The organism is Chitinophaga sp. 01L420 (assembly GCF_056399985.1).
This window is the reverse complement of the sequence record NZ_JBFTSK010000006.1, coordinates 70,392-96,460: the sequence shown is the minus strand read 5'-3', so window position 1 is coordinate 96,460 and position 26,069 is coordinate 70,392. Positions and strand designations below refer to the sequence as shown.

Genomic DNA, 26,069 nt, shown 5'->3' with positions numbered 1-26,069 from the left:
AAGCGGTATAATTCCATAAATTTGCGGGGAATCCTAAGGCTACCAGAAAAAAATACAAGGCGGAGAGAAAGGCTCTAAAAATGTACTAATTTCATTTATAGCATTATGATGCATAGAAAAATTCTCACTATACTATTACTACTTATTCACCTGAGTATTTTTGGGCAGAACCCACAGTCCTTTAATATAGGCCAGCGTACTTTTCATTTTAAAGATGAAAAACGTAACCGGCCTATAGTTACGGAAGTATGGTATTCAACAACGGATACACTTAGAATAAGTGATAAAAAGTATTCTCCCTTCTTACGCAACTACACCGTACGCGATGGAAGTCTGCCAACAGGTAAGTTGCCCCTCATTATGGTTTCACACGGAACCGGTGGGAACCGGTTTTCTTTAGAATGGTTAGTACAAAGGTTGGTTCAATCCGGTTTTATTGTAGCTGCTGTCGATCACTGGGGTAATACGGCAGATAATAAAATCGCGGTTGAATTTTTAAAGCCATGGGAAAGGCCGCAGGATATCAGCTTTGCGCTTACTCAGTTGCTGAAAGACAAAGATTTTGGTACAGTAATAGATTCACAAAAAATTGGTGCATTGGGTTTTTCATTTGGGGGTTATACCGTGATCGCTTTGGCTGGTGGAATAATTGATTATCCAGTCATGTTACATTATTACCGCACCATAGGTCGTCGGGAGGTTGAGGTTCCCGAATATCCAGGGTTGGCCCGCTTACTGTACGACAGTACTTTGCTTGACGCCACTAAACACGTTCCCAATTTAAAAGATAGCCGCATTAAAGCCTTCTTCGCCTTATCTCCAGGTACGGGACCGGGCTTTATCCGTGAGCAGCAGTTTAAAAATGTTCAGGGACCTGTTTTTATCACCGGCTCACTGGCAGATAGTATGGCACCTGTTAAGAGTAATGCGAGGGTATATCATAAGCTGATCAAAGGTTCCGGTTATTATGAGTTCGGTGGTAAAGTTGGGCATTATGTAATGTTGGGCGAAGCAGATGAGGAATTGAAGCAAGAGGCGCCGATTCCATTTGTAGATGATCCTTCTGTAAGCAGGCACCAGGTACATTTAAAAATAGACAGCCTCGCTACTGATTTTTTTAAGAGAAATTTGAAATGATGTTTATAAGATAGCATATTAGCATTGGGTGGATTGCTGTAATAATGGATACTGAAGAACACTATTTTTAAGTACCGCTTAATTTATCCTTAATCACATACCTTTGAATCTGTTTTCTAAACAAAATGCCTCCGGGAATAACATCCCCGGAGGCATTTTTCATATATCCGTTCCAGTTGTTACGGCTCTACCTTCATCAGCTCCTCAGCTTCCACATCTTCATACTTTTTAATCAATGCCGACAACTGCTTTTTCAATTGCGCTGTAATGGCTTCATAGCCCTTTTGGCCGTATATGTTGTTTATCTCAGACTTATCATTATCAAGATCGAATAACTCCCATGCCTCTATGCGTTTGTAATAACGAATCAGCTTATAACGCCGCGTTCTGATACCGAATTGAGGAGATACCGAATGTTCACCATTTTCATAGTAATGATAATACATTGCTTCTCTTCCCTTTTGCCTGGTATTTTTCAGCAACGGCAGGAAGGACTCCCCCTGCATATCTGCAGGTATTTTAGCACCAGCAGCATCCAGCAGGGTAGGTGCTATATCTACATTCATTACAAAATCACGGTTAACGGTGCCTGGTTTTAACACGCCAGGATAACGCATCACCATTGGCGTTCTGAACGACTCCTCATACATCCAGCGCTTGTCGAACCAGCCATGTTCTCCCATGTAGAAACCCTGATCTGAAAGGTAAATCACGATGGTGTTTTTTGCCAAGTGGTGCTTATCCAGGTAGTCCAGTGTGCGGCCAATATTACGATCCAGCGATGCTGCTGTACTCAGGTAATCACGCATATAGCGCTGATATTTCCATTCTGTAAGCGCATTACCGGAAAGATGCTGTGCGTTCAGGTTGGCATGGATTGCCTTGTAATAGCTATCAAAACGCGCGCGCTGCGCAGGATTCATGCGATTGATATTATCATCTTTGCTGGCCGCCTGATCAGAATCAAACATCTTTAAATCATACCCCATGATCATGGTTTTGGCAATAGACATATCCTGTACTGCCGCCGCCTTTCTCGTATTGTAATCATCGTAGAAATTAGCTGGCAGCGGAAACCTGATATTGTCGTACATACCCATATCGCAGGTGTCTGGCAGCCACACGCGGTGCGTTGCCTTATGGCCAATTACCAGGCAAAATGGTTTGGAAGTATCACGCTGATCGAGCCAGTTTTCAGCCAGATCTTCTATGACATTGGTAGCATAACCCTGGATTCTTATCCTGGAGCTATCCATTTGTATGAAATCAGGATTGTAATACTGCCCCTGACCGGGTAGTATCTCCCAGAAAGTAAAACCCTGTGGCTTGGTTTCAAGATGCCATTTGCCAATCCAGGCTGTCTGATAACCGCTCTTTGCAAGCTCTTTGATGAACGAGTTCTGAGAGCCATCAAAACGGGAATGTTCATTATCGGTAAACCCGTTTTTGTTGGAATATTTACCGGTCAATATTACTGCTCTACTCGGTCCGCAAATTGAATTGGTTACATAGGCCCGATCAAATCTCGCTCCTTCCCTGGCGATTCTATCAATGTTGGGCGTTCTGGTCAGTTTATTGCCGTAAGCACTTATGGCCTGATACGCGTGGTCATCAGAAACGATAATGATTACATTGGGTTTTTTCTGCGCTAAGGCCGTCACAGAAAACGTCAGCGAAAATAACACGCCCATCCAATTTCGTAGTCTCATACTTAGTGTTTTATAGCTTGATTGTTGTTTTTGACGTAGGAAACTTAGTTCAACTGATTCAGTGTTATATTTACCTTAGGTAAATTATAACTGGGATTCAAAGTAATGACTACCTGCCTGGGAACTCCGGTTGTATTGACGCCTATTGTTACGGGTAGCAGGAAATCTCCAGCTCCATATGTTTGCGTAACAGTGCACCATGATGTACTGCTACCCTGGATTGTTACCCACCAGCCATCTGTTCCGGCCGTGATGACAACCGTATCTTTACCTCCGCTTGCAGGGAAGCTGGTGTTTTGCTTCATTGTTGCCGTAAACGGTGCAGGCACCGGTTTTACCGGCTGGTTATCTTTCTTGCAGGCAGTAGCCAGGCAAAACACTAATCCGACTATAACTGCTGCCTTTGAATATCTTTTCAAGTTATACATAATGATCTTTTTAAAGTTTAGAAATTACCAACCGGGATTCTGCACCCATTTAAAACCGGTCAGCTGCAATTGCCGCTGCTGAATTGGCAGGAGGTAATCCCTTTTGAGATTAAATCCAAAACCATTTGGCGCCGATGCCTTGTATGGATCAATATATCGTAAAGCATCACCCGGATTCCCTGAAAGGTATAGATTGACTTTTTTGCCCGCAGATGGTGTATCATAAATCAGCAAAGAAGAACCGTAAAAGCCGGTAGGTGTATTTTGCTGAACGAGGTCACTTCCGGTAAATAACGCGCCCAAAGGTCTTTTGCCCTTCACCAGTACATCAGCTGCACACCAGCGCATAATGTCGTCTAAACGGAATCCCTCACATGCCAGCTCTACTCTTCTCTCTCTCCTGATAGCCTGTAGTAGGGGACTTAAATCATGGAATGGATAATTTACGTCTCCATTAAATTCAGTCGCGACATTCATAACAGGCATGCCTACCCTATCGCGCAGGGGTTTTAAAACAGCAGCAATGGATGCTGGATCATCTCCCAGTTCTGCTGCTGCTTCTGCGTAATTCAGCAATACCTCTGCATACCTGAAGGCAATGGCAGGCGTTTGATCTTTGTTATCGTCTGTATAGGCCACGGGATCATTGTACGCTAAAAACTTAGCCAGCGGATAACCGGTGGTATTCATATTAAAGCTCGTACCATTCAACGCGGGATATGCCGGCGCTATCGTTCCTGGCTTCAATTGCTGCACACGTGGCACTACGACCGTTTGTGATAAACGGGGGTCCCTTATTGTTGGCAGTAATTCTGTTCCATACACCGCCTGTGCATTCGCTCTGGCTGTGGCGGTGAAAGGTGTTCCATTGATCGTAAGATAATCATCTACGAGTGAAAGACTAATTCCCATATTTCCACCGCCGGTAGATACATACTTAGCGATACTGTTACCAATAAGATCACCGACGTTGTATTTTCTCCATAGCAGTACTTCGCTATTGGCAGATAGATCATTGCTGATGAATAAGTTCTGGTAGTCGTTCAGCGGTTTACCGGTATTGAAAATCTTCCAGCGGCCGCTGCTGATAATAGCATTGGCAGCATCTTTTGCCTGTTGGAAGTAATCCCGGATTTTATCACTGGTAATACCCGCAGTAAAGAAAGGATCGTTTTTCGCGCTGTGATATTTCTCCCAGCTTGCTTCATACAATGCTACTCTCGACTTAAGCGCCAGTGCTACATCTTTGTGAATGCGCATGGTGCTGCTGTTGCCTTGCACCGGCAATAGCGCCGCCGCCTGGTCCAGATCAGCCAGAATTGAGTCTACTACCAGCGTGCGCGGATCGCGGGGGACCTCCATCAGGTTCACATCCGCAGGTAATACCTTATTTACCCAGGTCAGATCTCCGTAGTTCTTTACCATACCGAAATAGGTAATTGCACGAAAAAACTTTGCCTCGCCTAAATAATTATTGATTAAGGTCTGATCTCCCTGGGCATTCGTGTAATGCTCCAGGAAATAGTTGATACTTCGTATATTGGAATAGCCGGAAATAGCTACACCGTTAGGCGACAAAGCTCCATTCATCCTGGAATCCGGTGTATTGCCAAAGCCCATATTATCGGTTCCAAAGCCATCGTCAAAAGCAATACCACCACCATTTACATTACCCGGCTGCGCAGGTAGCAGGGCACTATAAAACTGATCTACGTATAGTCGTAGTTCATTGGTGGATGCTAAGGGATTGTCGGTACTCAGGGTATCTAGAGGTGCTTTGTTAAGAAAGTCTTTGTTGCAGCTTATCGACGTGAATACTGTCAGCACCGCCGCCAGCTGCAGGTATCTATATGTTGAAATAGTCATCGTTGAAAATTTGGTAATTAAAAAATGACATTCATACCAGCAGAATAAACCTGCGTTAATGGATATGATTTACCTGTGCCTACCGCAGAGATATTCAGTGTTTCGGGATCGAATATTTTGCTGAGCTTCGTAAATGTCAGCAGGTTTTCACCGGACATAAACACGGAGACCTTTGACAAATGGGCTCTGCTGATTAGTCGTGTCGGCAGGGAATAATTTAGCGTCACGTTTTTCAGTCGCAGGTAAGCTGCATTCTGCAGATACCTGTCAGATACCTGCTGACTTTTGTTTTGGAATGGCCCTACCGCACCTGACGAGTTGGTATACGGCGCAGGATAATATGCTTTGGGATTATCCGGTGTCCAGTAGTCCAAATGCTGCTTAAACACTGTCACCTGCGCATAGGAGCCATAACCCCAGAAATATACATCACCGGATGATGGGGCATAATTTCGTTTGGCTATACCCTGTAGTACAAAAGACAATGTCAACCCTTTCCAATCCACGTCGCCCGTGAATGCATATGCATAGCGGGGATTTGAGTTACCGATAACGGTCATGTCGCCCATACTGTCCAGGCGGTTGGCGCCATTGCTGATTTTCTTATCTCCGTTGAGGTCAATATATTTCACATCACCTGGTTTCCATGATTGCGTACTGACAAATGAATGATCCAGCGCATTAAATGCTGCAGCTTCATCTTCGTTCTGAATCAGGCCGGAAGCACGGTATCCCCAGATTTCTCCCAGATGTTTACCCTCATAAAAAGTGGCGGAAGGATTGAAGAAAGTCGGATTCTGATATTTGGTTACTACTGATTTGTTATCGGAAAGTACGGCGCCTACATTGAATTTCACTTCTTTACTTATATTTCCTTTATAGGAAAGAGATAACTCCCAGCCATTGGTACGCAGATTGGCATTATTACTGGAAGGTACTGCGGCGCCAAACATGTCAGCGATATCGAAAGACGGGCCTAACATATCTTTGGTGTCACGTTGATATATTTCAATGGTACCTGACAGGCGGCTTTGCAGCAGCGCGAAGTCGAGGCCAAGATTTTTTACCTGCACTTTTTCCCAGGTGTTAGATGCGTTATACGCTGCGGGGGCAAAGATATTAGCTTCGCGGCCATTCTGGAAATACCATTTCGGACCAGCACCGTTTATTCCTACATTGGATATACCCATCGTTTGTAGGTAAGAATACATTCCCGCACCGGATTGATTGCCCAGTAAACCATAGGAAGCACGGATTTTAAGGTTGTCAAATACCTTGCTTAGTCCCTTCATGAAGTCTTCCTTCACGATATTATAACCAACAGACGCCGACGGGAAGAAGCCCCAGCGGCGCGATGGCGCAAATCGGGAAGAACCGTCATAGCGGCCATTAAATTCAACAAGATATTTTTCTTTATAGTTATAGTTGATGCGACCAAAGTAACCGCGGGTAGACCAGTGATAGCGGCTTTCAGAAGTGGTTGCCGGCACTCCGGATAAATTGATGCCCGGAGTATTGAGGCTGATCAGCGGCGTAGCAGCAGCGTTCAAGGAACTGAAGTCATAGGACTCTTGCTGAAACCCTGCGAGGAAATTAAACTCATGATCCTCCGTTGGCATATAGTGGTAAGAGGTATAGATATTGGGTGAGATATAAACATTTGTGGCGAGGCCTCTGCCGTAACTACCACTGAGGGGGATACCAAACTCCGAACGATTCACATACTTCTGTTTACCATCAATACCATACTGCTTGCCTGGCAGCAACGTGTTGATACTATCATAGGAACCCCTGTTGATGTTCAGATCGGCAGTTATCTTCCAGTTTTTAATCGGTTCCAGTTCAATGCTCGGCTGCACTATTAATGTAAACACCTTGCCAGTATAAGCGCTTCCTGATTGCAGGTATGGAACCAGGGAGAGCTCATTATAATTCCCATTTAAATCATATGGAGAAACATTTGGTCTGAAGCGGGCGAGGTCATGAAAGAAGTTTAATTCAAATGTACCACCTGGCGTAAAAGGTGCCTGGTATTGATCTGCGGTTACCTTGCTGTTCAGTTTAAGCTTAAACCAGTCATTTACCTGTGATGTTATTGTACTGTTTAAATTATACCGATGGTAATTAATATCTGCAAAACGCATGACACCACCTTCGCCATAGTAGCCACCAGAAACAAAATACTGGGTTGTTTTATTGCCGCCGCTGACGCTCAGGTTATGTTGCTGGCGGAAGGAAGAAGGTTTGTAATTAAAGGCAAACCAATCCGTACTGGCGATACCGTTAGGTGTATTTTCAAAATTGAGGAGATAATTATCCTTCGCCTCAGGGAATGGATTCACATGAACACCGGGATTTGCTACGTAAGCTTTTAGTTGTGCCAGCTTTGCATCTGAATACTGAAGCGCTACACCTGCGTTGGCACATGCTGCATTGAAATAAACTGCGAAGTCGTATGCATTGGCCATTTGCGGCAGGTTTACCGGCCGGGTTACGCCAAAGTTATTGGAGTAATTAATCACCGTTTTATCTGCCTTACCTTTTTGGGTAGTCACCAAGATGACGCCGTAAGGCGCGCGGGCACCGTATATAGACGAAGCGGCCGCATCTTTCAAAACGGAAATAGATTCGATGTCGTTAGGATTGACAGATGCAAGGTCCATTGGGATTCCATCCACCAATACCAGGGGTCCGTCGCCGCCGGCAAGGTTTCCAGCACCGCGGATATTCAGGTTGTAACTTTGACCAGGCTTGGTATTGGAGCCTACTGATACATTCAGTCCGGGTACCAGCCCTTCCAGGCTTTGTGTGGCATTCAGCACTGGCCGGCGTTCCAGCTCTCCTCCTTTGATAGAAGACACAGCACCGGTCTGATTTACTTTTTTCTGGACACCATAGCCTACCACCACTACTTCCCCTGCGGAAACAACATCAAGATCCAACGAGATCGTAAGAAAGTTATCATCTCCAACGGTGATACTTTTTTTCTTATACCCGAGGATAGAAAATACCAGGACATCTCCCCGGGTTACATTGACTACAAACTCACCTTTTTCATTGGTGATAGCACCTTTGGCGGTACCACTAACGCTAATGGTTACACCCACCAGTGGTAATCCTTTTTCGTCTTTGACCACCCCCTTCATAATGATGGGGGCATTTTGCTCCGTGCCCGCCTGCTTTAGGTCGGTAGGTTGCTTTTCCCTGATGATGATATTTTTATCCGATACCGTGTAGGATAATGGCAGATTCTTAAAGCAGATAGAGAGCACCTGCTCCAGTCGCATATTCTCTACATCGATAGAGATTTTCCCTGCGTTATCCAGCAGCCAGTCTTTATAAAATATCTGGTAACCGGTTTGCTCATGAATCTTTAGAAAAAGTTTCTGGAGCGAAACTTTCTTTTCATGTAATGTGACTATTTGTCCATAGCTGTAGGCACTTACCTGGAGACAACTGGCTAATAGCAAGCCTGCGGTTAGTTTCATGGTAATAAATGTGTTAATCACACGTTTTTTCCAGGGAATGGAAAGCGTGACATCCTGTAAATTCATAACTTTGATTTGTAGGAATGAAAAATTGACAATACTTAGGCGTTGTAAAATCAGACCTGCGTTTTAACAGGAAGTGCTGAACCCACTTCCTGTTTTTTTATGGTCTGCCTGTTTACAGTATGATGATGGTTTTATTTTCTATTTTGAATTTAAGTCCGTTGGCTTCCATAATTTTCAAGACCTGCGTCACATCGCTGTTGCGGCTGACTACCCCCGAAAAAGTTTCCCCGGCATGGGTATTATTGTACACCACTTCCACATCATACCAGCGGCTGATCTGCTGCATGATCATGCGGATATCTTCGTGATTGAAGATGAACACGCCATTGATCCATGACATGACCTGGTCCGGATCAACGTTGTTATTGATGGCAATCTGTTCGGTGGTGCCTATAATTGCCTGCTGACCGGGAACGAGCAGCTTGGAGGCATTTCCGCTCACTACCCTGATGCGGCCTTCCAGCAGCGTGGTTTTAGCCGTTGCTTCGTCGTCATAGGCGTGTACGTTGAAGTGTGTTCCGAGCACCTCTACTTCGCTTTGGCCTTTCGCAGAAAGGATTTTTACACGGAAAGGCTTATTGGGATTGCTGGCCACCTCAAAGTATGCTTCCCCTTTAACTTCCACTTTTCTTTCTGCCGGGGAGAAATTTGCAGGGAAACGGATAGAGGAGGCGGCATTCAGCCAAACCTTAGTGCCGTCTGACAGCACCAACTGGTAATGATTACCTCGCTGTGTTGCCACCTGGTTGATAAGCTCCTTATTTACGGGAGTGGCTGCCTGCTCATAGGTAATTGCCCCATTTGACTTTGTGATGCTGGCCCCGTTTTGATGTGCAATCAGGCCATTGGCAGCGCTGTCGAGCACGAGGGTGTTGCCATCTGCGAGCGTTAGTGTGGCCCCAAACTGAGCAGGCTTGATGACGTGTGTGTGTTGATCATTTTTAGCGAGCAGCGTATGTTGCCCGGATCTGTAAGTGAGGAACGCTGTAGTAATGATAATACCCAGAACGGCCGCCGCAGCGGAATAACGGAACCACCGGCGGTGGTATAAATGTATAGGCGCAGCCGTTGGGAAAAGTTTGGACAGTGTTTTTTCATGCATCAGATCGGCTGTTTCCAGCAGGTGTTCCGGAACATTGTCGGGCTCACCCGCTAACAGGAAGTTGCTGATCTGGATTTTCATTTCATCTTCCATTTCCCCTGCCTGGAAATATTCCAGTAGCTGCCGGATTTCTTCCGGGCTGCATTCATTTCTCAGGTATCGTTCGAATAGATCTTTGGTTGAATCAGGCGCTTTCACATGCGTTGTTTCATGCTAATACGGATGGAAATAAAAAAGTCCCTGCTCTGTTGAAAAAAAATCAGGAAAAAAAACGCGAGGCCCAGATAAGGAGGATAATATCGGTAGATTTTATTGCCCGTAACCGTTGCTGGATATACTTGTTAGCTTTCTGAATATGGTCGCTGACTGTGGAGCTGGAGATATTTAATTCCTGCCCGATTTCGTGGTACGATTTGCCTGCCAGCTTTTGCAGCTTATAAACCTGGCGGCGTATGGGTGGCAATTCTTCGATGACATTATGCAGTAATAGCCGTTCTTCCTTGCCAATAACGTCTTCTTCCACGTGCCTATAGTTGGAACTGGCGATGGCCACCAGCTTTGTTTGTAGTTTTTTGTCGCGGGCAATTTTCCGATAGTAGTCATACACTACATTTTCGGTTATACGGAATATATACGATTTAAATGATAAGTTTTCATCAATTGATTCCCGATGTGTCCATATCTTAATAAACACATCCTRCAAAATCTCACAGGCTATGTCATCGATCTTTACCAGCTTCAGAATAAAGCCCAGCAGCCGTTCTTTATATAATTCATATATTTTCTCAAAAGCAGCCTGTTGGCCGGCCCGGAGCAGGGCCACCATTACCTTCTCATCAAGATGATTACTGTCTGTCAATGCAAGCTTTTTACAGGGAGTGCGTGGTAAGTTAAACAAGAATTTATAAAGATGCAAACATAATCGTTTCCGCCAAAAGCGAAACCTTATCAGTTACCGCAACAGCAACAAATCATTAAATGTCTGTTGTAAAATTGGGAGCACCATTGGAGAATATAGTACCATTTGATGGTAAAATTGACTTTGTTTTTCATTTTTAACGGCTCGATATTTACGCACTTAATCCTTATCGGATATTTGCATGTCTTGTTTTTTTAAATGCCTGCTTATTTTAGAAATACCATTTATTAAAATAGAACAATCAGTGTTTAGTCCCATTTTATTACCTTCATAATATCAGTGAACTCAAATTTTAAGATGGACCAGGTACTTGAAAATGAGGAGTTGATAGTGAAAGAAGTCGCCGCAGGTAACAGGGTGGCCTACTCCAGTTTGTATCGACATTATTTCTTCCGGTTAAATCGGTTTGTACAATTTTTTTGCCAGAATCAGGAAGATGCAGAAGAGATCATACAGGATTGCTTTTTAAAGATCTGGGAAAGGAGAGAAACTTTAGTAAATATCCAGTCTTTCGAGAACTACGTGTTCCGTATGGCCCAAAACAGGATATTTGATATTGCAAAGCAGAAAGAGAGACGTCGTGAAGTAATTAAACATGCGTCTTTAAATATACATAATGAAGATAATGTGGTAGAGAAGGAGGTTATTTTTAACCAGTACCACCAATTAAGCCAGAAGGCCATTGAGCAATTGTCTCCCAGGAAAAAAGAAATTTTTCTTTTGAGTACACAGAAGGGGCTATCGTTGGATGAAATAGCAGTCATAACTGATTTGTCAAGGGCCGCCGTAAAGAAGAACCTCTATTCTTCCATTCATTTTATTAAGTCTTACCTGCGGTCATATGCTGACTGGCCGCTGATATTCCTTATATTATCTCTCTTTTTATAATTTTTTTTCAGGAAATGGTATCCAGATTTAACTGAGAACAGTCTTACTCATGTGGGAACGTTTTGAAAGCATAATCTGGAGGTATTGTTTTCACTTTTTCAACTGTCTATTTTACGATGATGGAGCAAAAGAAAGTAATAACGCTTTTAAGAAAATATGAGGCTGGTGTCCTGACTCCGGAAGAAAGGAGGATGTTAAGAGTATGGTTGGAAGAAGTAGATGCCAATACCTTTTATAAAGCATTGGACGAAAGTGGTGTTGGGGAAATGGAGCCTGCTCCTGATCTCGATGCTTTTTCTGCAAGGTTGGAGCACCGGCTGGATGAAATGGATCATCCACGTGTAGGATTATTTGCATGGAAACGCTGGACTTCAGCGGCAGCGGCTATTCTCCTGCTGCTCGCAGTGGGTTATTATTTTGCAGGTAGGGTTAATAAGCAGGAAAAAATTGTAACGATTGCTAAAACCGATCATCAGCCCGGCTCCAATAAAGCAATACTGAAACTTTCCAACGGAAGTGAATTGCCTTTAGATGAGAGTGGAGATCATGTGACCGGTAAACAAACAGAAAATGCTGTTATCGGCAGAGACAGTGGAACGGTGGAATATGCAGCTGGTCAGCCGGCATCGGGAACAGTAGCGTATCATACCCTGATTACGCCAAAAGGTGGACAGTATAAGGTCATCCTGCCTGACGGAACAAAAGTACAGCTGAATGCGGCCTCCTCTTTATATTATCCCACTGCATTTACCGGCGCCGAAAGAGAAGTAGTCCTGACAGGAGAAGCTTATTTTGAGGTAGCACAACAGGTGGCCCAGCCTTTCAAAGTAAGAGTAGGAGAGATGGTAGTAAATGTTTTAGGTACCAGTTTCAATATTTGTGCTTATAAGGAAGAGAAACAGATCCTGACTACATTGGTGAGTGGTGCTGTTAAACTACAGTCTGATCAGGCAGAAGTAACCCTCAAACAGGGACAGGAAGCCAGTTTTGAGGAAGGAACAAATGAATTCATGAAAAAAAGTGTAGATACCGATATAGCTATCGCATGGACGAAGGGGTTATTTAGATTTGAGAATGATGATATAGCCACTATTACCAGGAAAATGGCCAGGTGGTATGATATGGAAGTGCAATTTGAGGGCAAAATGCCCGCCCGGAAGTTTATCGGAGTGCTGAGTCGTCAGGAATCTTTGTCATCTGTATTAAAAATATTGGAAGGAGCAGATGTTCATTTCCGTCAGGAGGGTAAAAAACTGATTGTAACATCTGTACCTCATTAAATTATAGTATTCCGCCAATTTAAAACCGCCACTGTTATGACTATTAAACAAAACCAAAATTTATGATCTAGTAAAAAGCATCTGATTACAAGTAACAAAAAAACCGGAAGCGGCCTAATGCTCCCGGTTAGTTTTGTAATATTTCACAATCGCTCTAACAATTGTTTTCAATTACCTAACAATGCAAATTTATGTTATTTATTGATTTTCGCAAGGGCACGCGAACAGGCTCCCTATGCTTCTCCCTTCCAGGTAATACAGGCGATCAATTTACAACAGGTAGCTCCACGATTAAGACAACCAGGGAAATGAAGAAAGATGATTGGAGAGGAACAAGTAATGTACGTTGTATAAGCCCTTGCATAGCCAAAATCTTTTCAGTAATGAAATGGACAGCTGTTATTATGTTGGCCGCCTGTTTACAGGTCAGCGCGAAGGGCTTTTCACAGGAAATATCTCTGTCTGTAGACAAGGTACCGCTCAAAAAGGTATTCCTGCAGTTGCAGCAACAAACCGGATATTATTTTCTGTGCGATCTTGATCTGCTTTCCAAGGAGGATCTGGTATCGATTCATGTAGAAAAAAGCAGCATTGATAAGGTCCTTAATCTTTGTTTTCCATCAAATAACTATACCTATTCGGTGGTGGAAAAAACGATTCTTATCAAAAAGAAAGAAGCATCTGTAACAACAAATCCCAGAGATTCAGTACCTACATTACGGGGTATCGTTACCGGAGCAAAAGGTGCGCCACTGCCAGGCGTTACAGTAAAGGTCAAAGGGTCCTCTAAAGGTACGGTGACCAATGCAAGTGGTGAATATCTTTTATCAGGTGTATCGCCTGAAAGCGTGATCACCTTTACTTTCATTGGTATGAAAACGGTAGAAGAGAAGTTGGCCGGTAAACGGACACTGGATATCGCCATGGAAGAAGGGGTAGTGGGCATGGATGAAATAGTGGCAGTGGGATATGGTACCCAGAAGAAGATTTCAATGACAGGTGCTATATCTACTATCCAGGCAAAAGACATGGACAAAATACCGACATCTAGTCTGTCTAATGTATTGGCAGGAAGGCTTGCCGGTATGTATGTAAGGTCTTCCACCGGCGCACCTGGTACCGGGTCCAATGTCCGGATACGCGCCTCTGCCTCCTGGAATGCCAGCGATCCCTTATATGTTATTGACGGTATTGTCAGAGATAAAACCAGTTTCGATGCATTAGATCCAAATGAGGTAGATCAGATCAGTGTACTGAAGGATGCTGCTTCTGCTGCAGTATATGGCTCGAGGGCTGCAAACGGTGTTATACTCGTCACTACCAAAAAAGGGACACCAGGCAAAATGCGGGTTGACTACAACTCTGTTTTCAGTATGGAAAGAACGTCCAGCTATCCAAAATACATGGATATGAAAACGGCGCTGAAAACCACGCAGGCAACCCTGGGCGGTATTTCTGATGAAGAAATTGATTGGGTACAGAAAGCCAATCCGGGTGGAATGGCCAACTTTGATGCCGTATACAAGAACCCTAACAGCCAAAAGCATGCATTGAGCTTATCTGGTGGGAGCGATAAGTTTACCTACTATTTCGGAGGATCATTCTTCAATGAAAATGGATTCCTGCCTAATGTCTGGTATAAAAAATATAATCTCCGTTCCAATATTTCTGCTAAAATAACGAAAGACCTTACGGTCAGTTTGAATCTGGCGAATAATTACGGAACCAGTAACCGGTTTAATTTTCTTGACGATAAAAGCGATGATATAAGTGGGCTATGGGGAAAGCTGTTGTATTGGGACGTGTTTGCTATCCCTTACATGGACGGAAAGCCCGTTAACCCGGGATGGGTAGGGAATCTGCCTGAAATGATCAAAAACAGTGGTTATATGAGAAATAATAACCAACAGGTAGATGCCCTGATCAAAGTAGACTATAACGTACCTTTTGTGCAGGGGCTTTCCTTACACTCCTCTTACAGCAGGAATATCAATAATAACTTTCAGAAGGAATTCGGACAGAAACAGACCCTTTATAACTTCAAACGTACCGGTCCAAACAGCCTGATTGTGACAGATGAGATACTTGGAACGGTGAAAAGCGGTAATCCGGTTCTGGAGTATATCAGTAATGAATATACGAAATCAGATGCTTACCAGTTTAATGCACAAATCAATTATGACAAACATATTGGCAAACATTATATAGGGGCCACCGCTGTTTATGAGCAATATGAATATCAGAGTTATTATTTTGGTGCATCCAGGAATAATTTCCCGCTTTTTCCTGTGGACCAGTTCTTTGCAGCCAGCAAAAATAACAGTGATTGGGGAACAGCCGGGGAGGAAAAGCAGGATGCCCGGTTATCATATATAGGAAGATTGATTTATGAGTACGGCGGGAAATACTTTTTCTCCAGCTCCGTTAGAAGAGATGGTTCCATCAAGTTCTCCCCTGATCAGCGTTGGGGATGGTTCCCTTCTGTTTCCGGTGGCTGGCTGGCTTCAGAAGAAAACTGGTATAGGTCTTCCAACCTGTACAAAACTATTAATATGATCAAGCTCCGTGGTTCCTATGGTATTACGGGCGATGATGGTATTGGTGGATGGAAATGGGTGGAGCAATATAACATCGACAAAAATATCTTTTACGTTGGTAATCCTGCCAGTGCCGTGCCACGACTTACCTACGGCGGTATTCCCACCTCTTCTCTTACCTGGGAAAAATCAAAATCAGTAAATATTGGTGTAGATCTGAGAATCCGGGATCAGTTTAGTTTCACGACTGAATTATGGAAAAAGCATACCTATGATATCCTTGGGGAACGTGAAAAGGTGCTACCATCAGAATTTGGCAGTAAGTTACCTGCGAGTAATTACGGAATAGGTGATGCCAAAGGTATTGAATTTGAATTGGGCTATAATAGTATCCCGTCAAAGGCATTTACTTATAACATCAAGGGAACATTTGGTTTGGCTACTACTAAAGTCATTCTTAAAGACCATGCTACCAATGCCCAGCCTTTTGATAACCCGGAAGGCAAAACGTCTTCTTATAGCACCGGGTACCAGGCAACTGGCATTCTGCGGTCTCAGGCCGATATTGATAAATTGCCGGCGGATTACACCATACTGGGAGCCAAACCTGAACTGGGCATGATGAATTTTGAAGATATCAGTGGACCCAATGGAAAGCCTGATGGGAAAATAGATTCCTATGATAAAAAAGTGATCGGCAATTACACGGACCTTAATAAGGCACCGGTGTCTTTTGGACTCATGCTGAACTTCAACTATAAGGGATTTACCCTGGATATGCTTTTTGCAGGCATGGCAGGATTTGACCTCACTTATAATGATTCCTGGGGCAGAAACTTTGGAGGTGGCGGAAAAATTCCGATTTATCATGAAGACTCCTGGTCACCCGCCAACCCCGGAGGCAGCACGCCGAAACTGTATGCCTGGGGAGATTCGCGTGCCAATGGTTATACGGAAACATCCACCTACAATACTTATCGGGCTGATTTTGTAAGAATGAAGTACCTGAACCTGGGTTATAATATTCCCAAATCAGTGTTGAAGATTACGGGTATCAGCAATATCCAGGTGTACGCTTCTGGTACCAACCTTTTCTATCTGTCCAAATTCAAATTCTATGATCCTGAAATAGGCGGCTTTACCAGCTACCCTATCATGAAGAATTTTGTATTAGGATTTAATGTTCAGTTCTAACAATTGTCAAAGATGAGAAGATTATTCATACTACCTATCATAATAGCAACTGCCGGTTGCTTTAGCGGATGCACAAAAATTCTGGATAAACAGAACCTCACAGCAGTTAATCCTTCCGATGTATGGACCAACTCCAGCATTGCCCGCGCGTACCTGGATGATGTCTATGCTAATTTAATGCCGGGTAATCCTTCTGGCAGTGCTAATGGCACCGATGAAGGTGTTGCCTATCAGAAGCAAACAGACCAGTGGTTATCCGGAACGGCTACCTTCGATTCCAACGACGATAGTTACGGCGTGTATGACAAGATCCGCACGGTCAATATGCTGCTGGACAATATTGACAAGGCAACTTTCGATCAGACTTCCCGCAACCAGATCAAGGCACAGTCGCTTTTTTGGCGGGCATGGGCCTATTATGGCCTGGTGAAAAATTATGGAGGTGTGCCATTGATCCTGACAGCACAGGCGCCTACTCAGGATCTGACAGCACTGGCCATACCAAGAAGTAAAACGTCTGAATGCATTACGCAGGTTATTAAAGACCTGGACGATGCTATTGCGCTCCTTCCCGATGCATGGACCAGCGGAGATATTGGCAGGATCGACAAAGGTGCGGCTATGGCATTCAAAGGCCGTGTGCTCCTGTTCTTTGCCAGCCCGCTGTTTAATCCCTCCAATGATCCCGCAAAATGGCAGAAAGCTTACGATGCTAATAAAGCAGCTAAAGAATACCTGGAAGGAAAAGGAAAGGGATTATATGGTGATTATAGCAAAATCTGGGATGATGAACTCAACAAAGAAGTGGTGATGGTAAGAAGATACCATTATCCGGAAGCCGCTTATAGTCAGGCCGGCCTTATCCCTCTTGATTTTTCCGGTGGAAGTGTGGGAGCAGACCGCCCTTCCCTGGAGCTGGTAAACAGCTTTCCTATGAAAGATGGCAGTGCCTGGAATCCGGCAAGCATGTCGTATGATACGTTATTCCGTAACCGGGATGACAGATTTTACGCTAGCATATATTACAATGGCTCGTCTAACCAATACCTGAAGGGTATGAGAGACCATAGCACTTATCTGTGGACTTATTTTTTAAGCATCAGCAATTACTCGGGTAATACCGGCCTGGAAGGATCACATAACCAGATTACTCCGGATCCCCTCTGGTCAAATTCCAGCTTTTACAGAGTGAAAGCGGTTGATAAAACAATCGATAAAGATAACGTAGGGAATTCCGGATTAGACTGGCCGGAAATAAGATTTGCGGAAGTGCTGATGAACTATGGTGAATGTGCCAACGAATTGAATAAATCCAATGAAGCCCTGGATGTATTGTATAAAATCCGTGCCCGGGCAAATATACTGCCAGGCACAAGCGGCCGTTATGGAATCACCGCTGTTGGGCAGGATGACATCAGAACAGCCTACAAAAATGAACGCCTCGTTGAATTCTGCTTTGAAGGAAAAAGATGGGATGATCTCAGACGCTGGAAAATGTTTGGATACCTGCGTAACCTCCATCAACGCCATGGATTAGCCTATCTGCTAAAACCAGGTGAAAAAGATGTACAGCCTATGGATGATATCAATCAGGTGTATAAGAAATTTATCATCACCGTAATAGCAACTGATAAAATGGATATTGCTATTAAGGATCAATACTATATCTACGGCATTCCTAAATCCCGTTTGGATAGAAACGCAAAACTGCAACAGAATAATAGCTGGGGCGGTACTTTTGATCCGTTATTGTAAACTTGTTGTGCAGGGGTGAAAGCCCCTGCATGACTAAGTTGGCTTTGCGATGATCCTCCTCATATGTGTTCATTCCTATAAATTACAGCGCTATAGCTATATCGCCCTGCCTTATAGGTCGTCAATATAACATCAATGGAGGGCAAATTTGAGGTTGTTTTTCCTTTTTAACAATTGGATATTTACATGTTTAGTTTTAGTTGAATATTTTGCCTTGATCCATTGTTGTAAGTTTGAAGGTAATGGTGAATCCCTGATATTATAAAGTATCGTCACCCTTTTTTACTATATATTATTTAGCACATTGCAATGAAAAAAATTAATTGCAGGAAACAGATGCCGATAGCATTAGGATTCCTCTTTTCTTCGCTGATACTCGCAAAGAGTACCATGGCTCAGGATATCAGGCTGTCTACAAAGTACGCAGCATTGGTGGTTAACAAAGACGGTTACATTGTCAGCATTAAAGACCGCATTACCAACAAGGACTACAATCCGGCCGGACTTAGCTCCCCATTGCTTGCATTGGAAAAAGATAAACATACGATTTATCCTTCCGGGGCAAAGTGGCTGAAAAAAGAAAACCATTTACAACTGACTTACCCCAATGGATCTGTAGCGATATTAAAAGCAGACTCCAAAGGAGATTATTTCCGCTTTGAATTGTTGTCACTTACCCCTGCTAACGGAGTGGATAATGTGGTGTGGGGGCCTTACAAAACCAGCATAAAGAAATATATTGGAGAAATCATTTCAGTGGCAAGAGATGATAATTTTGCTATTGGGATGCTGGGCCTGGATGATAATACAACCAGTGGACTTCCCTGCGATGGTGATATGTCTCAGTCGAGTTATATTATTCATACCCCGGATCCTGTGAAATATCCTTTGCCTGCCGATCTGAAGGAAGGGCAGCGGTTCCGCATCGGAGGCGATGGTAATAATGATGTGGCATTCTATTCCCACCCGGAAGAGTATTACAGGTACATGAACGGAAACGGTGCGCAACTGGATCCTGCCTATGGTATCTCCATCGCCATGCATGCCCGCAATCGTAAGAAACCATTTACCATTTTCTATCCGCTTTTCAACGACTTCCCGGGTATTAAGGCGCCCCGGCATATGGAGGTGACTCCGGTAGATGTAGATTATATTGGTTCTTCCATCGCATTATATGCCTGCCCCGATTCACTGGGCCTGAAAGTAATAGAAAAAGTAGTGAAGAATGAAGGGTTGCCTTATGTTACCCGGAACGGTAAATGGGTAAAAGATCCTGCCAATTTTGAAATTGATCTGGCCTGGTCCGGCCCGCACGACAGCCTTGTATCCTATGCGAATCAGCTAGGGCTGAAAGCGGTACAGGATGAAGGAATGGGAGAATATTATGTTAACCCTGCAGACAGATGGGATGGCAAATTTGTGCGGCTCAATAACGAAAAACGTCCTATTAAGGATTTAACAGACCTTACCAATAAATACGGTATTGCTTATGGTTTGCATACACTAACGGAGTTTGTACAGCCTCACAGCAGTGATGTTCACCCGGTACCTAATGCGGGATTATGTACCGTATTGACCACACAGATAGTTAATCCGGTGTCAGCAGTTGATACTATTATACAAGTGGCCGATACCAGCTACCTGAATGAACGGGGTGGCTGGGATCAGAATACCGTGAATGCGCTGAGGGTTGGTCAGGAACTGATTGAATACAAGGGCGTCACTGCCACCAGACCGTATACCTTAACCGGTGTTAAGAGAGGTGCATTTAAAACCAATGCGGCAGCTCATCAGGCTGGCGATAAAATAGCGAAACTCCAGGTGAACTGTTACTCCGGCTTCATTCCGGATGCACAATTCGGCGATGAATATGCCCGGTTTTATGCGCGGCTGCTTCACGATGGAGGTATGAATTTTATTGACTTCGATGGTTTCGAGAGTTTTACCTACCAGGGGCATGGCCAATATCCATTCAAAAGATTTCTGCGTATCCTTTTCGGAGACCTTAAGCAAATGGGTGTGCCCTATCTGAGAGTAATGGGCTCCTGCGTATTTGAAGGCAACTGGCATTACATGAGCGTTTGCAATGTGGGCGGAGGAAATAATATGTTTGATCCTGTGCATAATAAGTGGGGTATTGAAGGAAAGGATATCCGTTATTCATTTAACAGTAATTACTTCCCTTGCACATTTGGTATTCAGAATATACAGAAAGACTGGAATGTACAGGTGATAGAGAATCTGCAGGCCAAGTCAGTTGCCTGGGACGCTACTTATATGTTAGGTATCAGCCAGGGCAGTATAGAACACAGAGCGGATAAAAAAGAACTGTTTACAACCTTCCGGGTATGGGAAGAAGCGAGGAAGGCCGGTGTTTTCAGCCCACGGTTGAAAGAAGAAATGAAATTGGAGGAAAACAAATATCACCTGGAGCAAAAAGATCAAAATACCTGGTGGATGTATGTTGTTAATACAGATGGTTCCTTAGGTAAGAAGAGAATTCTAAAACGTACCAGGACAAGTTTAATATAAGCGTTTTGTTAGATCGGTTAATTTTTGATGGCAGCTTACCCACGTTATTATAACTGGGTAAGTTTTTTTTATGATCCCGGTAATCGTTTCAAATGCGGTTTATGTCAATTATTATTTATACCACGGCGCTGCTACGGCGTATTATTACAACATCGGTTCTTGTCGTAAGCCTGTTTTTGAGCGCTTATGTATTAGCTCCTTTGCAGGGAAATGCCCAGGGCCTTCCTCCTGTAAAGAATTTCCCTCATCCGGAAAGGATCCGTTATGATGGAGATTGTATGACGATTGAAAATAAGGATGTATTTATATATAGCGCGGCTTTCCATTATTTCAGGACCCCTAAGGAATTATGGCGCGACCGGTTCCGCAAAATTAAAGCGGCAGGTTTCAATACAGTAGAAACCTATATTCCCTGGAACTGGCATGAGCGGGTGGCACCGGCTTCTATTGCGGATCAGTCAAAGTTTGATTTCTCTGATCTAAGCGCCTGGTTAAAGATGGCACATGAAGAGTTTGGATTTTATACTATCGTTAGGCCGGGGCCATTTATTTGTGCGGAATGGTCAGGGGGCGCATATCCACGCTGGTTGGCGATGCATGGCCCTGGTAAAGGCGATTTTTGGTTAAGAAGTGCTGACCCGGAACATATTAAATGGTGCATTCACTGGTTTGATGCAGTCTGTAAATTTGTGGCCAAAGACCAATTGACGCGGAAGCCCAAAGGCAGTAAGGGAATCATTATGCTGCAAATCGAAAATGAATATGATGCCGATGGCAGCAAGGATAAAGAAGTTTTCCTGAAGGCCCTGTATCATTCTGCAAAACGCAATGGCATAGAAGTACCGGTATTTACTTGTCTTACGAGTCAATGCCGTGGCAGTAAAGATCCGGAGCTTTCGCAGGTATTTGATTGTGATAATTATTATACTGATCAGAGCGGGGCTGCGGGATGCGCACATAGAATGGTATCTCTCAGGAAAAGACAACCGGATGCTCCGGGTTTTGTAACGGAGATGCAGGGTGGCTGGTTTTCAACGGTAACCGGCAGGCTCAGCGAAGAACATTTTTCCGATGCAAGACATTTTAACGCTATTTCTTTAATGACACTGTTAGGTGGGGGCACGGGCATCAACTATTATATGTTTGTTGGCGGTACCCACTTTGCCGGCTGGGGTGCCAGGGGAATGACCACCACCTATGATTATAACGCTGCCATTGGTGAGAGTGGCATCTGTAGTCCCAAATATTATGCGGCTACCTCCATTGGAAATTTCATTCACCGGTACGAACAACCATTGCTCAGATCCAAAGGAGGTCCTTGCAATATACAGGGTGTTCCTAAAAATATTACGGGGGGTGTCCGTATCGCGCCGGATGGTACAAAATTCATCTTCCTGAATAACAGTGATGCCAAAGTTGGTTACAACGGACAGGCAGACATTGCCCCCGGCAGCATTGCGAAAGCAACCGAACCTATTTATAACATTGATCAGAACGGACAGCATGTGCGGATGAAAACAGCGGATGGTAATCCCGTTGCTGACAGTCTGAAACTGGACAATATATCTATCGCCTGCCACCTGGAACCGCTTGGAGCGAAGGTATTGGTAATTCCTCCCGGCGCTGCTCCTCAGGACGGTGTGTGGTATCCGGAAGCGTTATCCACTACCGCTTCTCAACTGCCTTCCCCGGCAACGATAAGAATTGATGTTGCGCGGAAAATCGAGGATCCGCTCGCTATGGCCAGGTGGAAAGCTTTACCGGAAGGCGCATCATTAACACAGTTGGGTGTCAACGATTTCAGGTATAGTCTTTACCGATCTAAAGTAAAGCTGGATGATCAGCAGGTAAAAAATGAGCGATATCTTCTCTTTAATATGTTCACCCGTGATATTGTCAGTGTTTCGGTAAATGGCATACCGGCCAAACGTTTGTTCCCGGAAAAAGCCGATGCGCAAACGTGGCTAACCCGTGGCTGTTACGACAGGATAAAGCCTGATGAATATGATAATCGCTTTGATGTATCAGGTCTTCTGAAAGCGGGAAATAATGAAATAAATGTGGTGTATGAAGATCTGGGACATGCACATGGTTACGTACCTATGGAGGAATTGGCAGGCATTCGAAAAGCCGGGTTGTCATTAACAGATACAATGCTTACGCATCCATTGAACTGGGAATATGCAGCAGATGCAGCGGGTATTTCACTGGGTTACCAGCTACCAGCTCATGTTCCTGCGGGCTGGAAAATAGTTTTGTTGGATGCTGCCACAGAGATCCCGCGCAAAGGCAATTTTATTCAGCCAAGAGAACCAATGAACGGACTCTTTACCTGGTATAGGGTTGAATTTTCATTACCTGCGGATAAGGCGGCGCTGGAAAGTTCCTGGCTGGCCCGCATCAGTGCTTCGGGCAACGGGTATATGTGGCTCAACGGTCACAATATCGGCAGGCATTGGGAGGCCGGGCCGCAGCATGAATTCTACCTGCCTGAGTGCTGGCTGAATTTCGGGACTGCCCGTAAAAATGTGCTGGTGATGGGATTGCGGCAAACTGAAAGTGGCGCGTTTCTGAAAGCCATGGAAATTCGCCCCTATGCCGCAAATAAATAATTGCAAATTCAATCCGTGGAAATTATAAAGTATGGTTAAAAATATAATCGGCCTATCCTTCTTACTCCTGGTATCAGGAGTGCAGCGCAGTTGGGGACAAGTCACGAAGTTTAATGACAACTGGCAGTTTAAGGGCGTTGAATTTATGGATAAGAACCGGGTAGATTCTTTCCGTAAGCTGGGCGTAAACTGGAGTGACCAGTTTAAGATTGAAAAGGAAAATGTGGAAGGAGCATCGTTGTCATCAAAAGATACGATGCTGTCGGCGGTGTTGGAAACCGTGGAGAAAATGGAATGGCAGTCTATACGGCTCCCTCATACTGCTTTTCCTGAACCACTGGTTATTGTAAAGCCACGTGAAGGGGTGGCCTTTTACAGGAAACGTTTTTTTCTCGACAAAAAATTAACTGATAAAGATATTAGTATTGAATTCGAGGGTGTAATGCAGGTAAGTGATATCTGGGTAAATGGCAGGTATGCAGGCCGCCATGAAGGCGGATATTTGCCATTTGTGATAGAGCTGTCCGGCATGGCTGTCTACGGGCGTGAAAATGAAATCGTGCTGCGGGTGAACAATCAGGCGAATCCGATAGTGCCGCCGGGTAAACCCGTTCAGAAGCTTGATTTTGTTTATTATTCAGGTATTTACAGAGATGTATTTCTGCAAGTAAAAAACCGGCTGCATGTTACGAATGCCGTCAATGCTGGTAAGCCGGCGGGTGGAGGCATTTTTGTCACCTACCCCCTTGTGACAAAGGAAAAAGCGGTGGTGGAAGTACAAACAGACGTGCAAAATAATTATCAGCAAGGGAAGCGGTTCATTATTCAGCAGGAGATTTTAGACAAGAACGGAAAGCGGGTTGTTTTGGTAAAGAGTGATCCATTACAATTGGAGCCGAAAGGAGATAAGCAATATGTGCAATCCCTGAAGATGGATCAGCCCTCCCTGTGGCATCCTGATCATCCTGTGTTGTACACGCTTAAAACAAGTATTTTATCAGATGGTGTGGTAACGGATTCCCGGATCACGAAAATAGGTATCCGGTCATTTGAAATAACAAAGGAGAAGGGGTTGCTGATTAATGGGGAACCCTACCGGCTGGTAGGTACCAACAGGCATCAGAACTATCCGTATATAGGCAATGCGTTGTCTAATGAAGCTTCCTACAGGGATGCATGGCTGATAAAATCAGCCGGGATGAACGCTGTCAGATTGGCCCATTATCCGCAGGGGGCGGCGTTTCTGGACGCAGCAGATGAACTGGGAATATTAATCATCGATTGTATTCCAGGCTGGCAGTTTTTTAACAAGCATCCATCGTTTGAAGCGAATGTGATGAAGGATATCCGGCAGATGGTCAGGACGGATCGCAATCATCCTTCTATCCTGTTATGGGAAACGAGTCTGAATGAAACTTACCCGGACTCCGCTTTCAGATGCAAACAGGCAGAAGTAGCCCGTGAAGAATGGCGGGGCACCGCCAACTTTTTCACCAGCGGAGATTCCTATTTTACAAAAGCTTGTTGGGATGTACCATACGACGACTGGAACGGAGATCCGGGGAATAGAAATAACACTACTTACAAAGACAACGCCTTTCTGATCAGGGAGTATGGAGACTATGAATTTGGCGGAGGAAATAGTTCTACCCGGCAACTGAGAGGAGCAGGCGAAAATGGCATGCTGGAACAGGCGTGGAACCTGCAATGGGAGCATAATAAAAACAGGAAAAGTTATCCCCATTCAATTGGTGACCTGACCTGGGCTTTCTATGATGGATTGGCCGGCTGCGTAGTAGGTATCGAAGGCTGGGGAGTAGCGGATATTTTCAGAATTCCTAAATACAGTTATTATTTTTTTAAAAGTCAGCAACCACCTGTGGTTAATAAAGATGTAACCACTTCCACCGGCCCGGTGATTTTCATTGCCAGCAATTGGGATCAGCCTACAGCTGATTCTAAAGTGATTGTTTATAGCAATTGTGATTCGGTTACGTTGTTACTGAATGGCCGGAAGCTGCGCTCTCAAAAGCCTGACGGCGGACCGGAAACATCACATGAAGGCCGTGGCAATAGACAGGGGTTATATTTTAACGGTGGTAACGCCAATAACCTGGAGCATCCTCCATTTACTTTTGGTAATATCGCGTATGCTCCGGGAACCCTTACTGCTGTGGGATTCCGGTCAGGGAAAGTAATCGCGCAGCAAAGTGTAACTACACCGGGAAAAGCATACAAGGCTGTACTGGAAACAGGAATTAACGGAAAAGCTTTTAATGCCAATGGAGATGTGATCTTTGTATACGTGAAGCTGGTAGATGAACATAATAACATGGTATCTGTTGCTGATCTTCCTGTGACGCTGCATGTGTCTGGAGATGCGGAATTAGTGAGCCCGGAAAGTGTTAAAGCAGAGGCAGGAATTGCTACATTCCTGCTCCGGTCAGGGCATAAAAAAGGGACGGTAACATTGAATGCGGTGGCTCCGGGAATAAATTCGGGCCATCTGAATGTTATTGTTAATTGATTTTTTATATAACAGTATCCGGTATAATA

At 44.3% G+C, this 26,069-nt stretch carries 14 protein-coding genes; 8 read left to right on the top strand and 6 right to left on the bottom strand.

Going from position 1 to position 26,069, the window contains the following annotated elements:
• The first annotated feature begins 105 nt into the window (after positions 1 to 105).
• Entirely contained in the window at positions 106 to 1,137 is a 1,032-nt protein-coding gene (locus AC1DP6_RS07865) for an alpha/beta hydrolase family protein (protein WP_477054329.1), read from the top strand.
• A 179-nt stretch (positions 1,138 to 1,316) separates the two neighbouring features.
• On the opposite strand, the gene AC1DP6_RS07860 is transcribed toward AC1DP6_RS07865, so the two are convergent.
• From AC1DP6_RS07860 to AC1DP6_RS07835, 6 genes are all read right to left on the bottom strand, one after another.
• Complete coding sequence (locus AC1DP6_RS07860; protein WP_477054328.1) at positions 1,317 to 2,846, bottom strand: sulfatase family protein; 1,530 nt, start codon at positions 2,844 to 2,846, stop codon at positions 1,317 to 1,319.
• Between the two features lie 44 nt (positions 2,847 to 2,890).
• Positions 2,891 to 3,274: a BACON domain-containing protein gene (locus AC1DP6_RS07855; RefSeq protein WP_477054327.1), complete on the bottom strand. Its 384-nt coding sequence runs from the start codon at positions 3,272 to 3,274 to the stop codon at positions 2,891 to 2,893.
• 24 nt (positions 3,275 to 3,298) lie between these two features.
• Positions 3,299 to 5,140: a RagB/SusD family nutrient uptake outer membrane protein gene (locus AC1DP6_RS07850; RefSeq protein WP_477054326.1), complete on the bottom strand. Its 1,842-nt coding sequence runs from the start codon at positions 5,138 to 5,140 to the stop codon at positions 3,299 to 3,301.
• Between the two features lie 17 nt (positions 5,141 to 5,157).
• Positions 5,158 to 8,694, bottom strand: coding sequence for a TonB-dependent receptor (locus tag AC1DP6_RS07845; RefSeq protein ID WP_477054325.1), 3,537 nt, complete (start codon positions 8,692 to 8,694; stop codon positions 5,158 to 5,160).
• A gap of 112 nt (positions 8,695 to 8,806) precedes the next feature.
• Positions 8,807 to 9,994 carry a FecR family protein gene (locus AC1DP6_RS07840; protein ID WP_477054324.1) on the bottom strand — a complete coding sequence of 396 codons (1,188 nt, stop codon included), beginning with the start codon at positions 9,992 to 9,994 and terminating at the stop codon, positions 8,807 to 8,809.
• A 61-nt stretch (positions 9,995 to 10,055) separates the two neighbouring features.
• Positions 10,056 to 10,655 carry an RNA polymerase sigma factor gene (locus tag AC1DP6_RS07835; protein ID WP_477054323.1) on the bottom strand — a complete coding sequence of 200 codons (600 nt, stop codon included), beginning with the start codon at positions 10,653 to 10,655 and terminating at the stop codon, positions 10,056 to 10,058.
• Between the two features lie 357 nt (positions 10,656 to 11,012).
• Here AC1DP6_RS07835 and AC1DP6_RS07830 point away from each other — a divergent pair, with 357 nt between their 5' ends.
• The 7 genes from AC1DP6_RS07830 (at position 11,013) to AC1DP6_RS07800 (ending at position 26,040) form a co-directional block, all read left to right on the top strand.
• On the top strand, positions 11,013 to 11,603 hold the full coding sequence (locus AC1DP6_RS07830; protein ID WP_477054322.1) for an RNA polymerase sigma factor: 591 nt from the start codon (positions 11,013 to 11,015) through the stop codon (positions 11,601 to 11,603).
• A gap of 116 nt (positions 11,604 to 11,719) precedes the next feature.
• Positions 11,720 to 12,883, top strand: coding sequence for a FecR family protein (locus AC1DP6_RS07825; RefSeq protein ID WP_477054321.1), 1,164 nt, complete (start codon positions 11,720 to 11,722; stop codon positions 12,881 to 12,883).
• Between the two features lie 383 nt (positions 12,884 to 13,266).
• Positions 13,267 to 16,614 (top strand): SusC/RagA family TonB-linked outer membrane protein, encoded by a 3,348-nt coding sequence (locus AC1DP6_RS07820; RefSeq protein WP_477054320.1) that lies wholly within the window; start codon positions 13,267 to 13,269, stop codon positions 16,612 to 16,614.
• A 12-nt stretch (positions 16,615 to 16,626) separates the two neighbouring features.
• Positions 16,627 to 18,369, top strand: a complete 1,743-nt coding sequence (locus tag AC1DP6_RS07815; protein ID WP_477054319.1) for a RagB/SusD family nutrient uptake outer membrane protein — start codon at positions 16,627 to 16,629, stop codon at positions 18,367 to 18,369.
• A gap of 336 nt (positions 18,370 to 18,705) precedes the next feature.
• Positions 18,706 to 20,901 carry a hypothetical protein gene (locus AC1DP6_RS07810; protein WP_477054318.1) on the top strand — a complete coding sequence of 732 codons (2,196 nt, stop codon included), beginning with the start codon at positions 18,706 to 18,708 and terminating at the stop codon, positions 20,899 to 20,901.
• A gap of 101 nt (positions 20,902 to 21,002) precedes the next feature.
• Positions 21,003 to 23,513: a beta-galactosidase gene (locus tag AC1DP6_RS07805; protein WP_477054317.1), complete on the top strand. Its 2,511-nt coding sequence runs from the start codon at positions 21,003 to 21,005 to the stop codon at positions 23,511 to 23,513.
• 31 nt (positions 23,514 to 23,544) lie between these two features.
• Positions 23,545 to 26,040: a glycoside hydrolase family 2 TIM barrel-domain containing protein gene (locus tag AC1DP6_RS07800; RefSeq protein WP_477054316.1), complete on the top strand. Its 2,496-nt coding sequence runs from the start codon at positions 23,545 to 23,547 to the stop codon at positions 26,038 to 26,040.
• Positions 26,041 to 26,069: the final 29 nt, after the last annotated feature.

What these genes read in the sequence shown, in the direction of transcription:
- AC1DP6_RS07865 (WP_477054329.1), top strand. Translation starts at nt 106, where the DNA reads ATGATGCATAGAAAAATTCTCACTATACTATTACTACTTATTCACCTG.
- AC1DP6_RS07860 (WP_477054328.1), bottom strand. Translation starts at nt 2,846, where the DNA reads ATGAGACTACGAAATTGGATGGGCGTGTTATTTTCGCTGACGTTTTCT.
- AC1DP6_RS07855 (WP_477054327.1), bottom strand. Translation starts at nt 3,274, where the DNA reads ATGTATAACTTGAAAAGATATTCAAAGGCAGCAGTTATAGTCGGATTA.
- AC1DP6_RS07850 (WP_477054326.1), bottom strand. Translation starts at nt 5,140, where the DNA reads ATGACTATTTCAACATATAGATACCTGCAGCTGGCGGCGGTGCTGACA.
- AC1DP6_RS07845 (WP_477054325.1), bottom strand. Translation starts at nt 8,694, where the DNA reads ATGAATTTACAGGATGTCACGCTTTCCATTCCCTGGAAAAAACGTGTG.
- AC1DP6_RS07830 (WP_477054322.1), top strand. Translation starts at nt 11,013, where the DNA reads ATGGACCAGGTACTTGAAAATGAGGAGTTGATAGTGAAAGAAGTCGCC.
- AC1DP6_RS07825 (WP_477054321.1), top strand. Translation starts at nt 11,720, where the DNA reads ATGATGGAGCAAAAGAAAGTAATAACGCTTTTAAGAAAATATGAGGCT.
- AC1DP6_RS07820 (WP_477054320.1), top strand. Translation starts at nt 13,267, where the DNA reads ATGAAATGGACAGCTGTTATTATGTTGGCCGCCTGTTTACAGGTCAGC.
- AC1DP6_RS07815 (WP_477054319.1), top strand. Translation starts at nt 16,627, where the DNA reads ATGAGAAGATTATTCATACTACCTATCATAATAGCAACTGCCGGTTGC.
- AC1DP6_RS07810 (WP_477054318.1), top strand. Translation starts at nt 18,706, where the DNA reads ATGCCGATAGCATTAGGATTCCTCTTTTCTTCGCTGATACTCGCAAAG.
- AC1DP6_RS07805 (WP_477054317.1), top strand. Translation starts at nt 21,003, where the DNA reads ATGTCAATTATTATTTATACCACGGCGCTGCTACGGCGTATTATTACA.
- AC1DP6_RS07800 (WP_477054316.1), top strand. Translation starts at nt 23,545, where the DNA reads ATGGTTAAAAATATAATCGGCCTATCCTTCTTACTCCTGGTATCAGGA.